13 protein-coding genes are annotated in these 12,052 nt (G+C 69.1%); 10 read left to right on the top strand and 3 right to left on the bottom strand.

The genetic code is table 11. The features are described 5' to 3' along the window. Positions 1-87: 87 nt before the first annotated feature. The 5 genes from EV651_RS40020 to EV651_RS40000 all read left to right on the top strand — a co-directional run bounded on the left by EV651_RS40020 (position 88) and on the right by EV651_RS40000 (position 4,585). The gene (locus EV651_RS40020) at positions 88-684 is read left to right on the top strand and encodes a hypothetical protein (RefSeq protein ID WP_238157521.1); all 597 of its coding nucleotides are present in this window, start codon (positions 88-90) and stop codon (positions 682-684) included. Between the two features lie 125 nt (positions 685-809). Next, positions 810-1,946 carry an outer membrane lipoprotein carrier protein LolA gene (locus EV651_RS40015; protein WP_133791257.1) on the top strand — a complete coding sequence of 379 codons (1,137 nt, stop codon included), beginning with the start codon at positions 810-812 and terminating at the stop codon, positions 1,944-1,946. Positions 1,947-1,954: 8 nt separating this feature from the next. Then, positions 1,955-2,890 (top strand): ABC transporter ATP-binding protein, encoded by a 936-nt coding sequence (locus tag EV651_RS40010; protein WP_133791255.1) that lies wholly within the window; start codon positions 1,955-1,957, stop codon positions 2,888-2,890. Next, on the top strand, positions 2,877-3,749 hold the full coding sequence (locus EV651_RS40005) for an ABC transporter permease (RefSeq protein ID WP_133791253.1): 873 nt from the start codon (positions 2,877-2,879) through the stop codon (positions 3,747-3,749). Before EV651_RS40010 ends, EV651_RS40005 begins: the two co-directional genes overlap by 14 nt. Positions 3,750-3,754: 5 nt before the next feature. Further along, complete coding sequence (locus EV651_RS40000; protein WP_133791251.1) at positions 3,755-4,585, top strand: putative RNA methyltransferase; 831 nt, start codon at positions 3,755-3,757, stop codon at positions 4,583-4,585. A 3-nt stretch (positions 4,586-4,588) separates the two neighbouring features. On the opposite strand, the gene EV651_RS39995 is transcribed toward EV651_RS40000, so the two are convergent. Further along, entirely contained in the window at positions 4,589-5,257 is a 669-nt protein-coding gene (locus tag EV651_RS39995) for an FMN-dependent NADH-azoreductase (protein ID WP_133791249.1), read from the bottom strand. 120 nt (positions 5,258-5,377) lie between these two features. On the opposite strand from EV651_RS39995, the gene EV651_RS39990 reads away from it, so the two are divergent. Then, on the top strand, positions 5,378-5,926 hold the full coding sequence (locus tag EV651_RS39990) for a MarR family winged helix-turn-helix transcriptional regulator (RefSeq protein WP_133791247.1): 549 nt from the start codon (positions 5,378-5,380) through the stop codon (positions 5,924-5,926). A gap of 9 nt (positions 5,927-5,935) precedes the next feature. Here EV651_RS39990 and EV651_RS39985 read toward each other — a convergent pair whose 3' ends face one another. Together EV651_RS39985 and EV651_RS39980 are read right to left on the bottom strand one after the other, a co-directional pair. After that, the gene (locus EV651_RS39985) at positions 5,936-6,586 is read right to left on the bottom strand and encodes a response regulator transcription factor (RefSeq protein WP_133791245.1); all 651 of its coding nucleotides are present in this window, start codon (positions 6,584-6,586) and stop codon (positions 5,936-5,938) included. A 1-nt stretch (position 6,587) separates the two neighbouring features. Beyond that, positions 6,588-7,907: a sensor histidine kinase gene (locus EV651_RS39980; RefSeq protein WP_238157520.1), complete on the bottom strand. Its 1,320-nt coding sequence runs from the start codon at positions 7,905-7,907 to the stop codon at positions 6,588-6,590. Positions 7,908-8,313: 406 nt separating this feature from the next. Between EV651_RS39980 and EV651_RS39975 the strand changes: the two genes are divergently transcribed. From EV651_RS39975 to EV651_RS39960, 4 genes are read left to right on the top strand one after another with little or no spacing between them, the layout of a single operon-like run. Beyond that, positions 8,314-9,339, top strand: a complete 1,026-nt coding sequence (locus EV651_RS39975) for an ABC transporter substrate-binding protein (RefSeq protein ID WP_133791243.1) — start codon at positions 8,314-8,316, stop codon at positions 9,337-9,339. Positions 9,340-9,360: 21 nt separating this feature from the next. Further along, positions 9,361-10,176, top strand: a complete 816-nt coding sequence (locus tag EV651_RS39970) for an ABC transporter ATP-binding protein (RefSeq protein ID WP_133791241.1) — start codon at positions 9,361-9,363, stop codon at positions 10,174-10,176. Further along, complete coding sequence (locus tag EV651_RS39965; RefSeq protein ID WP_238157519.1) at positions 10,173-10,970, top strand: ABC transporter permease; 798 nt, start codon at positions 10,173-10,175, stop codon at positions 10,968-10,970. Before EV651_RS39970 ends, EV651_RS39965 begins: the two co-directional genes overlap by 4 nt. Next, entirely contained in the window at positions 10,967-12,049 is a 1,083-nt protein-coding gene (locus EV651_RS39960) for an Ldh family oxidoreductase (RefSeq protein ID WP_133791240.1), read from the top strand. The genes EV651_RS39965 and EV651_RS39960 overlap by 4 nt, the downstream gene beginning before the upstream one ends. Positions 12,050-12,052 lie beyond the last annotated feature (3 nt).

The raw sequence follows: 12,052 nt of genomic DNA, 5'->3' as shown, positions 1-12,052 counted from the left end.
AGCGACCGACCTAGACCGTCACCCCGGCTCCCGCCGAGTCCCAACAGCAAGCACCATATCGGTGCCCACAGCAAGGATGGTGCCCTAGTGACCGGACCTATGTACGTGCCCGCGTTCTCGATGAAGCAGCGTGTGACGTTGATGGCGAACAAGTACGAGCTGATCGCCACCAACCCGGACGGGACCGACGGGGCGCTGCTTGCGTTCGCGCAGCAGAAGCGGATGGCGTTCAAGGAGCAGGTGACGTTCTACAGCGACGACACCAAGACCCAGCCGGTGTTCTCGTTCAAGGCCCGCAAGACCATCGACCTGGGGTCCGGGTACGACGTGTACGACGCCGACGGGCAGGCGATCGGCTGGTTCAAGAAGGAGTTCGGCAAGAGCCTGCTCCGGTCCAGCTGGCAGCTCAGCGCGCCGGGCGTCGAGGCGGACGGCACCGAGCGCAACCAGACCGTCGCGATCGTCCGGCGGGTCTGGGACTTCGTGCCGTTCATCGGGGAGATCCCGCTGCCGTTCATCTTCCACTTCGACTTCACCGACCGGTCCAGCGGGCAGCCGGTGCTGTCGGTGGAGCGGAAGATGTCGGTCCGGGACCGCTACCGGATCACCGTCCAGGACGAGCGCCTCGACTTCCGCGTCGCCGCCGCGATGACGGTCGCTCTGGACGCCCTTCAGAGCCGCTAGCCGGACCGACCTGAGTGCTAGCTGAGCCCGGCGTACGACCACGGTCGTACGCCGGGCTCACTCTTTCGGGTGAACCTACCCTGAGTGGGCTTGGTTCCGGTCCGGCCCGGTGCGAGGCTGTATTCATGGGCGTAGCGCAGCGCAGTCGACGGTGGTTGGTTCCGGTCACGGCAGTCGCGGTAGTGGCAGGGGTGGGGGCACTCGGACCAGTGGTCGCGGATGCCTCGCCGAAGCTGCCCGGGATCTCCGCGCAGGACCTGCTCGCGAAGGTGCAGACGGCGAAGGTCGACGGCCTCAGCGGCACGGTCCGCTCGGACGCGGACCTGGGCCTGCCGGCCATCCCCGGCGCACCGGCCGGTAGTGAGCAGCTGACCGAGATGCTGAGCGGTCAGCACACCGCGCGGGTCGCCTTCGCGAGCCCGGACAAGGCGCGGGTCTCGGTGCTCGACAACCAGGCCGAGCGGGTCTGGACCACCGACGGCAAGTCCGCCTGGGCGTACGACTCCTCCCGGCGCGAGGCCGTGAAACTGACGGTCCCCGAGCACAAGACGGCCAAGCCGGAGAAGGCAATGCCGTCGTACGACCCGCAGGCCGTCGCCAAGCGGTTCCTCGACGCGATCGACCCGACCACCAAGGTCGAGGTCAGCGGGACCGAGAAGGTCGCAGGCCGGGATGCGTACAAGCTGCGCCTGGTGCCGAAGACCGACAAGACGACCGTGGGTTCCGTGACGCTGGCGATCGACTCCAAGACCTGGGTCCCGCTGGACGTGACGGTGATGCCGCGGACCGGCAACAACCCCGCGGTCGAGGTGGGCTTCAGCTCGGTGTCGTTCGACGTACCGGCGGCGAGCACGTTCACGTTCACCCCGCCGCAGGGTGTGAAGGTCACGGACAAGAAGGTGCCGTCCCAGTTCGGACCGAAGCGCGTCGCCCCGAAGCAGGTCGAGCCGAAACAGCTCACGCCGAAACAGCTCAAGCCCGGTACGGCGAAGGCGGACGAGCCGACCGTGATCGGTGAGGGCTGGGAGAGCGTCGCGATGATCCGCGGCGCCCAGACCGGTCAACTGACCGGCCAGCTGACCGGGAACGGCCCGCTCGCGCAGTTGCTCGCGAAGGCGCCGACCGTGTCGGGCACGTGGGGCAAGGGCAAGGTGCTGACCAGCAAGATGGTCAGTGCGTTGATCACCGACGACGGCCGGGTCTTCGTCGGCCTGGTCACCCCGGACACCCTGCAGGCCGCTGCGGCGAAGGCCCCCCGCTGAACAGCCAGATGACGAGCGCGCCGGTCGTCACCCACGGGCTGACCAAGCGGTTCCACAGCGGCCAGGTCGCGGTGGACGCGGTCGACCTGGAGGTGCCGGCCGGCAGTGTGTTCGGCTTCCTCGGCCCGAACGGGTCGGGGAAGACCACGACGATCCGGATGCTGCTCGGCCTCATCGCGCCGACGTCCGGCGAGGTCGAGCTGCTCGGCGAGCCGATGCCGAAGGCGCACCTGCGGGTCCTGCCCCGGGTCGGCGCGCTGGTCGAAGGTCCGGCGTTCTATCCGTTCTGGACCGGCCAGGCGAACCTGCTGCGGTTCGACGCGGCGGACCGCACTGCCGATCCGAAGACCCGGAAGGCGCGCGCCGGCGAGGCGCTCGAACGGGTCGGGCTGTCGAACGCGGCCGGTAAGAAGGTCCGCGCGTACTCGCTCGGCATGCGGCAACGGCTCGCGATCGCGGTCGCACTGATGCAGCGCCGCGAGCTGCTCGTGCTGGACGAGCCGACGAACGGCCTCGACCCGCAGGGCACCCGCGAGGTCCGGCACCTGATCCAGGAGCTGGCGAGCGACGGTACGACGGTGTTCACGTCGACCCATCTGCTCGCCGAGGTCGAGCAGGTCTGTACCCACGCGGCCGTGATGAGCCGCGGGAAGCTGCTCCGGCAGTCGACGGTCGAGGACCTGCGCGCCGAGCTCCGCCCGCGGCTGGTCGTCCGTACGCCGGATGCCGGGACGGCGGCCGAGACGCTGCAGGGGCTGGGCGTGACGGATCTGAAGACGAGCGGTGACACGGTCGAGGGCGACCCAGGTGAGCTGCCGATCGAGAAGTTCGCGGCGGCACTGGTGGCCGCCGACGTCCGTATCCACGGCTTCGGCCTGGAACGCCCCAGCCTCGAAGACGCCTTCGTGGCACTCACCGGGGAGGGCTTCGATGTCGCCGAATGAAGCAACAGCCGAACAGGGCCCGCTGGTCGATGCACAACGACCGACTGCGGGGCGGCACACTCTCGCGTTGTTCCTTTCCGAACTGCGGCTGGTGTTCGCGCGGACCCGGACCCAGGTCGGGCTCGGGGTGCTGGCCGCCGTACCGCTGCTGATCGGGATCGCGATCAAGATCGCCGGCTCGGACACCGGCGCCGAGGGGTTCATCGGGCAGATCGCCGGCAACGGCCTGTTCCTGATCGTCGCCAGCCTCGGCTTGTCGCTGCCGTTCTTCCTGCCGACCGCGGTGACCGTGATCTCGGGGGAGTCACTGGCCGGTGAGGCCAGCCTCGGCACGCTACGCAACCTGCTCACCGCGCCGGCCGGCCGGTCCCGGCTGCTCGCGGCCAAGATGGTCGCCCTCGCGGTCTTCTGCCTGGCCGCGACGATGACGATCTGGATCTCCGGCCTGATCGTCGGGTTCATCCTGTTCCCGGTCGGCGACGTCCTGCTGCTGTCCGGCTCGACCGTATCGCTCGGCGAAGGCCTCGTCCGGGCGCTCGGGATCGCCGTCGTGATCTCGCTGTCGCTGCTCGGACTCGCCGGGATCGGCCTGTTCGTCTCGTCGCTGACCTCGACGCCGCTGGCCGCGATGGCGGCGACGTTCGGCACGTTCATCGTGCTCGGTATCCTGACCGCGATCCCGCAGTTGCACGCGATCCACCCGTGGCTGCTGGTCTATCGCTGGCAGTCGTTCGCCGACCTGTTGCGCGACCCGCCGTACTGGCACGAGATAGGCCGCAACCTGCTCCTCCAAGGCGGCTACCTGGTCGTCTTCTACGCCGCCGCCTGGGCGAGGATCACCAGCCGCGACATAACCTAGGCCGCGTGCAAGCTGACCTCGTGGCCGTTCTGCGCTGTCCGGTGTGTGCTGACCGGCTCGCGCTGGACGACCGTACGGCGCGCTGCCCGCGCGGCCACGCCTACGACGTGGCCAAGCAGGGCTACCTGAACTTGTTGCCGTCGGCCTCGAACGGTATCGAGGGCGACTCGGCCGGGATGGTCGGCGCTCGCACGGTCTTCCTCGGCACCGGCCACTACGCACCGATCCGGGACGCGCTGATCCTGGAGGCCGGGCTGGGCGAGGACGACCTGGTCGTCGAGGTCGGCGCCGGCACCGCCTACTACCTGTCCGGTGTCCTCGGCCTGTCCCCGCACCGCCGCGGGATCGCGCTGGACGTGTCGAAGTACGCCGCCCGTCGCGCGGCCCGAGCGGATCCGCGGATCGCGTCCGTGGTGTGCGACGCGTGGCGCGAACTGCCGTTGATGGACGGGTCGGCTCAGCTGATGCTGAACGTGTTCGCCCCACGCAACGCCGCCGAGATGGCCCGCGTACTGGCCCCCGGCGGCCGGTTGCTCGTGGTCACGCCGAACCAGCAGCATCTCGGCGAGCTCGTCGACGTACTAGGGATGGTGAGCGTCGACGAGCTGAAGGAACGCCGGCTGGAGGAGTCGCTCGCGGGGGAGTTCGAGCGCGTCGGCACCGAGCTGGTCGAGGAGACCATGCGCCTCGACCGCTCGGCCGTGGAGCAGCTCGTGCTGATGACGCCGAGCGCGCGCCACCTGAACTATCACGAGCTGCTGCAGCAGATCGCCGTACTCCCGGAGCCCGCGATCGTCACGTTGTCGGTCACGCTCTCGACGTGGTCACGGACTTAGGACCTAGGCCGCCTGACCGCCGATGAGTTCGCGGGCTACGACGGTGCCGTGGTTCTCGGCCTCCACGTGCGCCTCGGACTCCGAGACCTTGGACGCGTCGATCAGCTCCTCCATGCCCGGGGTGACCGGGGCCAGGGTGAGCTCCGCCGCGGCGGTCCGGATGTTCATCCCGAAGACGTCACCGAAGATGCGCTCGAGGTACGGCGTGGCGTGGTCCCACCCGTGCTTCGGCGAGCCGGGACCGTAGCCGCCGCCCCGGGCGATGGCGAAGATCGCCGGCTTGCCGACGAGCGGGCGCGAACCGAAGGCGAGATCCTTGTCGATCACCAGCACGTCGATCCAGGTCTTCACGTTCTGCGCGATGCCGTAGTTGTACATCGGTACGGCGAGCAGGACCGCGTCGGCGTTCACGATCTCCGCGGTCAGTTCGTCGGCGATCGCCTGGGCCTCGGCGAGCGGCATCCGGTCCGATTCGACCGGCTCCTGACCCAGCTGGGCCGCGGCCAGCGTCGGCCACGCGGTTGCGGGCAGCGGGTGCTGTCCGAGGTCACGCCGTACCACGACACCGTCCGGGTGCTCAGCCTTCCAGGCAGCCTCGGCGCTGTCCGCGAGCGCGCGGGACACCGAGCCGTCCAGCCGGATGCTGGCGTCGACGCGTAGCAGGGTGCTCATTCGTTCTCCATCACGTTGAGGGGGCGTGCTCTATTGAGCTGCCTCGAAGATAGTCTGTGGAGCAGAACATATTCAAGTCAGATCGTATTCCGGGTGGCGTACACCACGTACGATGGGGACATGTCCAGTACTCCGCCCGACGTCGCGACCCGAGGTACGCGAGGGGTCGAGCCCGCCGTCGCCAGTGGCGCACCGGTGGAGGCCGACCTCGGCTGGGCGCTGGGCGTCGTCTTCCGGCGGTACGCGAAAGCGGCCGCGGCGGCCCTGGAAGGGTTACCCGGCGGACCGCGCGGCTACCAGGTGCTCGCCACGACGAGCGCCGAGGGGCCGAAACGGCAGCTCGACCTGGCCGCTCAGCTCGGCGTCGACCGAACTGTGATGACCTACCTGCTCGACGACCTGGAGAAGGCGGGCTTGGTGCAGCGCCGGCCGGACCCGGCCGACCGCCGGGCGCGACTGATCGCGCCGACCGACGAAGGCCACGAGGCCCTGTGTGACCTCGAGCGGCGGCTCCGGGCCACCGAGGACGAGATGCTGGGCATCCTCGACGAGTCGGAGCGGTCCAGCTTCCGGATGCTTCTGCAGCGCCTGGCGATGAAGGCCAACGCCGTCGACCCGCTGCACAACGCCTGCACCCTCGCCGAAGCCGACGACCCGGCTAGCACCTAGTCCGGCTACCTAGTGCAGCGGCACGAAGCCTGACTCGTAGGCGCGGATCACCGCTTGGGTGCGGTCCCGGGCGTTGAGCTTGGCGAGCACGTTCGCGACGTGCGTCTTGACCGTCTGCAGGCCGAGAACCAACTCCGCGGCGATCTCCGCGTTCGACAGTCCGCGCGCCATCAGCCGGAGCACCTCCTGCTCGCGCTCGGTGAGCTGGTACCGGTCGAGTCCGCTCGCTGCCGGGGCGCCGGCGTGGGCGAGAGCAAGCGCGCGGATCGCCTCCGGGAACAGCAACGACTCGCTCTTCGCGACCGTCCGGATCGCCGCGACGATGTCGTCCGGCGGGGTCCGCTTGAGCAGGAACCCGGACGCTCCGGCGCGCAGTGCGTCGTACACGTAGTCGTCATTCTCGAACGTCGTGACGACCAGGACACGCGGCGCCGGGTCGAGGCTGTCCAGCAGCAGCCGGGTCGCCTGGATGCCGTCCACCGCGGGCATCCGGACGTCCATCAGTACGACGTCCGCACCGGTACGACGGACCAGCGGGAGCACCTCCGCCCCGTCGCCGGCCTCACCGACGACCGTGAGGTCCTCCTCGGCGTTGATGATGGCCCGCAACCCGCTACGGATCAGCGGCTCGTCATCGACCACGACCACCGACAGGTTCATCTCAGCCCTTCGTCACGCTGACGGGTAACCGCACTGCCAGTTGCCATCCCGGGTCGCCGTGCCGAGTGACCGGGCCGGCGTCGACGGTTCCTCGCAGTACGGCGACTCTTTCACGGATCCCGGCCAACCCGCGGCCGCCCCCGGAATGATCCGACGTGCCGCTCACGGGGTTGATCACGGGGTTGGTCACGGGGTTGGTCACGGGGTTGGTCACGAGGAGCCGCAGGCCGGATGCGTCGAGGCAGATCGACAGGTGCACGGTCAGCTCGCCGGCCGGGCGTCCGGCATGCCGGATCGCGTTGGTCAGCCCCTCCTGGACGATCCGGTACGCCTCCCGGGAGACCGCGGCCGGTAGTTGGTCCAGCGCGCCCGACCGTTCGACCTCGATCGTGATCCCGCCGGCCCGGGTGGCGTCGACCAGTCGGTCCAGACCCCCGAGCGTGGTCTGCGGCGCGGTCCGGGAGCCTGGCCGCCGGTCGTCACGGAGCAGACCGAGCACATGGTCGAGATCTGCCAGCGCCGCGCGGGCGGAGGTCTCCATCGCGGCCAGCGCGGTCTCGGCGAACTCCGGATCGCTGGCCAGCACGCGGCGCGCGGCCGCTGCCTGGATCGTGACCAGGCTCAGCGCGTGCCCGACGCTGTCGTGCAGTTCGCGGGCCAGACGGTTGCGCTCGGCAAGGGTCGCGGTCTGCTTCTCGAGGAGCTCGATGCGCTCCGCCGCTGTCGGACCGAGCACGCGGGGCGCAAGGTACGCCAGCAGGGCGCCGACGGCGGCCGACAGCAGGAACAGCCCGACGAGACCGGCGACCGCGGCGGCCGGCATCCACAGGTCGGTCCAGTCGCCGTGGACATCGTACGACCAGCCGGGGACGACGTCGCGAGCACCGGGGGAGCGGAACGGCACGGCCAGCCAGATCGCGCCGAGGCCGAACACGATCGTGCTGAGGATGCCGACGATGCCGCCGGCCAGCAGATGCAGGCAGAACCACACTGTGGTCCGCCGCCGCTGCGGCCAGGTCCGCGCCGGGCCGAGCGGCCGCTCCTCGAACCGCACTGCGAGCAACGACTCGACCGCGATGCCCTCGACCTCGCGGACGGCGGGCAGCAGGCCGAGCACGATCGGCGGCACCAGGGCCATCAGGACCCAGATGGTGCTGGTGGCAACCTTCGGCAGGCCGAGATCGGAGACCACCGCGCCGAGCGCGCTGCCGACCAGGATGAACGCCAGGACCAGCGCGGCGCCCAGCAGCAGGTACACCCAGCGCAGGTACGTCGACGGACGCCACAGGCAACCGATCGCCCGCCACACCCGTCGCGTCACCTCTCGCCCACCTCCCACACCGTCACATCCTGTCAAAGCCGGGCGACCGCCACCTCCCTCCCCGGAGTGAACGGAGGTAAACCCGTGATTCCGGCCGGGACCGGGTGGGCTGGGTCACGAAAGAAGTTGAGGTTTACGCAAATTTGACGGTGTGTCGCCGAGTTCGGCCTCTGCGGGCGTCGCGATCTGCTGCTGCGGCAGGTACGGTCTGTGGTCGGGGCGGGTGCCCGTCCGGTTACAGGATGTGTTTTCGGACAGGTATGGGGAACGGCTCCAGGACGGGTGGTCAGCAGGATCGCGAGGACCCGGCGCGGTGGACGTTAAGTCCCCGTGAAGACCCCGCGGGTGGATTGACCACCTTTCCGGATTTGATGTTTGATCAAATATCGGGACGAGAGAGGTCGATATGAGGTTGAGGCGTTCCGTCATCGCCCTGATGGCGGTCCTGGGGCTCGCCCTGGTGAGTGCGTGCAACAACGACGACGGCGGCAAGCAGGCCGGCGGCGACGGGTTGCAGAAGGTCAACTACCTGACGTCGTTCAACACCTTCGGGCGCGAGGCGTACGCGTACGTCGCGCTGGAGAAGGGGTACTTCAAGGACGCCGGTTTCGACGTCAAGATCACGCCCGGCAGTGGCACTGTCGACGTGATGAAGCTGGTCGCCGGCGGTCAGGCCGACTACGGCATCGGCGACTTCACCGCGATCGCGATCACCCTCGCCAAGCAGAAGCTCCCGATCACCACGGCGGGCATGATCCACCAGCGGTCGATGGCCGCGATCATGTCGCTCGAGGGACTGGGCATCAACAGCCCCAAGGACCTGCCCAACAAGACGATCGGCGACCAGCCTGGCTCCACCAACACGGTGATGTTCCCGGTCTACGCCAAGGCGGTCGGTATCGACCCGGCGTCGGTTACCTTCCTCCCCTCGCCGCCGCCCGGGCTGCCGGCCCTGCTGGCGTCGGGCAAGGTTCAGGGCATCGGGCAGTTCGTGGTCGGCCAGCCGCTGATCGAGAAGGCCGACAAGGACAAGCACCGCAAGGCGGTCGTGCTTCCGTACGGCAAGGCCCTGCCGGACCTGTACGGGAACGCGATCATCACCCGGACGGACATGGCCAAGGATCACCCGGACCAGGTGAAGAAGTTCACCAACGCCCTGCTGAAGGGCCTGCAGGACACGTACGACGACCCGGACGGCGCCGCCGAGATCCTGAAGAAGTACGTGCCGAACACCGATGTCGACGTCGCCAAAGCGGAACTGAAGATCATGAAGGACTACATCAAGCCTGCGGGCTTTGACGGTCCGCTGGGCGACGTCACGCAGGAGCGGGTGCAGAAGGTCATCTCGCTGCTCGAGGAGTCGAACGCGATCGGCAAGGGCGCGGTCAAGCCCGAGGATCTCGTGACGCTGAGCCTCGCGCCGAAGAGCTGAGGTTAGGAGTACTGGAACCGGATGATTCGCCTGGACGGCGTGGGACAGGTCTTCGACGGACGCGAGGGCCAGGTGACCGCCCTGGAGAAGATCGACCTGCACGTTCGCGGCGGTGAGTTCGTCACGCTGATCGGCCGGTCCGGGTGTGGCAAGTCCACGCTGCTCCGGCTGATCGCGGGACTGCTGCCCCCGACGTCCGGTGCGGTTCAGGTGGCGGGGGAGCCCGTCACCGGACCGCGCCGGGACGTCTCGTTCATGTTCCAGCGGCCGGCGCTGCTGCCGTGGCGTTCGGTGCTGTCGAACGTGATGCTGCCGGTCGAGATCGACAAGGGCCAGGGCGATCGCGGCAAGGCGGCGTACCGGGATCGGGCCCGTCAGTTGCTCGAGCTGGTCGGGTTGCAGGGGTTCGAGCGGCGGTTGCCGCACGAACTGTCCGGTGGCATGCAGCAGCGGGTGTCGCTGTGCCGGTCGCTGATCCGCGACCCGCAGGTGATGCTGATGGACGAGCCGTTCTCCGCGCTCGACGCGCTCACCCGGACCGAGCTGTCCGAGGAGCTGCAGCGGATCAAGATGGAGCTGTCCACCACGATCGTGTTCGTCACGCACTCGATCGAGGAGGCCGTCCTCCTGGCCGACCGGGTGGTCGTGCTGACCCCGCGGCCGGGCCGGATGCGGGAGGTCGTCGACATCGACATCCCGCGGCCGCGCAGCCTCGGCCAGAACGCGCACCTGACCGAGGTCGCCGCGATCAGCGGCCGGTTGCACGCGCTGCTCGCTGAAAAGGACGTCGGCGAGAACGCCGGCGAGGTGCGTCCGGTCGACGAGGTGCGGCCGTGACGACCCGGCGGACGATGCCCAAACGGACCTGGCTGACCGATTCCCCGGTGGCCGCCGTCGTACTCCCGATCATCGGCCTGGCCGCGGCGATCGGGTTGTGGTGGGGCGCGACGGTCGCGTTCTCGATCCAGCCGTACCTGCTGCCGAGCCCGTGGGACGTGGTGGTCAAGTTCTTCGAGCAGCCCGGTTACCTGCTGCAGGAGACCGGTACGTCGTTGCTCGAGACGATCGAGGGTTTCCTGCTCGCGATCGTGATCGGTGTGCCGATCGCGCTGGTGATCGTCCGCTCGGTGATCCTCGAGCGGCTGGCGTACCCGCTGCTGCTGATGGTGAACTCGATCCCGAAGGTGGCGATCGCGCCGCTGCTGGTGATCTGGATGGGCTTCGGGCAGTGGCCGAAGGTCGTGATGGTGCTGCTGATGTGCTTCTTCCCGATCGTCATCTCGACCGCGCAGGGCATGAAGTCGACGCCGACCGAGCTGGTCGAGCTGATGCGGTCGCTGAACGCGAGCCGGGCGCAGGAGTTCTTCAAGCTCCGGCTGCGGTACGCGATGCCGCAGATCTTCACCGGGTTCAAGGTGGCGATCTCGCTGGCGGTGATCGGTTCGGTGATCTCCGAGTTCGTTGGCGCGACCAAGGGACTCGGGTATGTGATCCAGCAGTCCGGCGCGAGCGCGGACACCACCCTCGCGTTCGCCGCGATCACCCTGCTGAGCGTGATGAGCATCGCCTTGTTCTACGCCCTGGTCCTACTGGAGCACTGGCTCCTGCCCTGGGCACAGGAGAAGCGATGACGGCTCAGGCTTCTGATGCGGATCGGCGGGTGCTGGTTCGGCCGGAGTGGCTGGAGGCGACCGTGGCGGGGGTGTTCACGGCGCTCGGATTCGAGTCCGCGGACGCGACCGAGATCGCCACGGCGCTGGTCGAGGCCGACCTGCGCGGCGTCAGCTCGCACGGCGTGATGCTGGTCCCGATGTACGTCGAACGCCTGAACGCCGGCGGTGTGACCAGGGAACGCGAGCTCGACATCCTGTTCGACGCCGGTGCCGCGATGGTGGTGGACGCCCGCGGCGGGATGGGCCAGCTGTCCAGCCCGCAGGCGATGCGGCACGCGATCGAGCGCGCCGGCCGGTACGGGATCGGCATCGTCTCGGTGCGCAACGCCCACCACTTCGGTGCGGCCAGCCGCTGGGCGATGCAAGCCGGCCAGGCGGGGCGTATCGGTATCGCGATGTCGAACACCACGCCGCTGATGCCCGCCCCGGGTGGCGCGGAGCGGCTGGTCGGCAACAACCCCCTCGCCATCGCGGTGCCGACCACGAACGGTGTGGAGATCGTCCTGGACATGGCGTTGTCGGCTGTTGCCCTGGGCAAGATCCGGCTCGCGGCCTCGGCCGGGCGGCCGATCCCGGACACCTGGGCCACCGACTCCTCGGGCACGCCGACCACCGACCCGGACGAGGCGGTGCTGGGCATGCTGCTGCCGGCCGCGGGCCACAAGGGCTTCGGGCTGGCGCTGATGATCGACGTGCTCACCGGCGTCCTGAGCGGCGGCGGGTGGGGCGACCAGGTCCGCCCGCTGTACCGGGAGCCGGACCGGCCGAACGACTGCGCGCACCTGTTCCTGGCGATCGACCCGGAGCTGATGGGCGGCGTCGAAGACTTCAAGCGCCGCTCGTCGGGACTGGCTGCCCGGGTCCGGGGGAGTGCGACGGCGCCAGGGGTGAACCGGCTGTACCTGCCGGGGGAGATCGAGGCCGAGCGGGCGGCGCAGCAGCGGCGCAACGGCGTACGGATCGAGCGGTCGGGACTGGACGGGCTGCTGGCGACCGCACGCGCAGTCGGCGCCGTTGTCCCGTCGAGGATGGTGTGAGCT

Origin of the sequence: Kribbella sp. VKM Ac-2571 (assembly GCF_004362255.1) — a bacterium.
In the GTDB taxonomy this organism is placed as follows: domain Bacteria; phylum Actinomycetota; class Actinomycetes; order Propionibacteriales; family Kribbellaceae; genus Kribbella; species Kribbella pratensis.
This window is presented reverse-complemented; position numbering and strand designations above follow the sequence as displayed.

What these genes read in the sequence shown, in the direction of transcription:
- EV651_RS40015 (WP_133791257.1), top strand. Translation starts at nt 810, where the DNA reads ATGGGCGTAGCGCAGCGCAGTCGACGGTGGTTGGTTCCGGTCACGGCA.
- EV651_RS40010 (WP_133791255.1), top strand. Translation starts at nt 1,955, where the DNA reads ATGACGAGCGCGCCGGTCGTCACCCACGGGCTGACCAAGCGGTTCCAC.
- EV651_RS40005 (WP_133791253.1), top strand. Translation starts at nt 2,877, where the DNA reads ATGTCGCCGAATGAAGCAACAGCCGAACAGGGCCCGCTGGTCGATGCA.
- EV651_RS39995 (WP_133791249.1), bottom strand. Translation starts at nt 5,257, where the DNA reads ATGAGCACCCTGCTACGCGTCGACGCCAGCATCCGGCTGGACGGCTCG.
- EV651_RS39990 (WP_133791247.1), top strand. Translation starts at nt 5,378, where the DNA reads ATGTCCAGTACTCCGCCCGACGTCGCGACCCGAGGTACGCGAGGGGTC.
- EV651_RS39985 (WP_133791245.1), bottom strand. Translation starts at nt 6,586, where the DNA reads ATGAACCTGTCGGTGGTCGTGGTCGATGACGAGCCGCTGATCCGTAGC.
- EV651_RS39975 (WP_133791243.1), top strand. Translation starts at nt 8,314, where the DNA reads ATGAGGTTGAGGCGTTCCGTCATCGCCCTGATGGCGGTCCTGGGGCTC.
- EV651_RS39970 (WP_133791241.1), top strand. Translation starts at nt 9,361, where the DNA reads ATGATTCGCCTGGACGGCGTGGGACAGGTCTTCGACGGACGCGAGGGC.
- EV651_RS39960 (WP_133791240.1), top strand. Translation starts at nt 10,967, where the DNA reads ATGACGGCTCAGGCTTCTGATGCGGATCGGCGGGTGCTGGTTCGGCCG.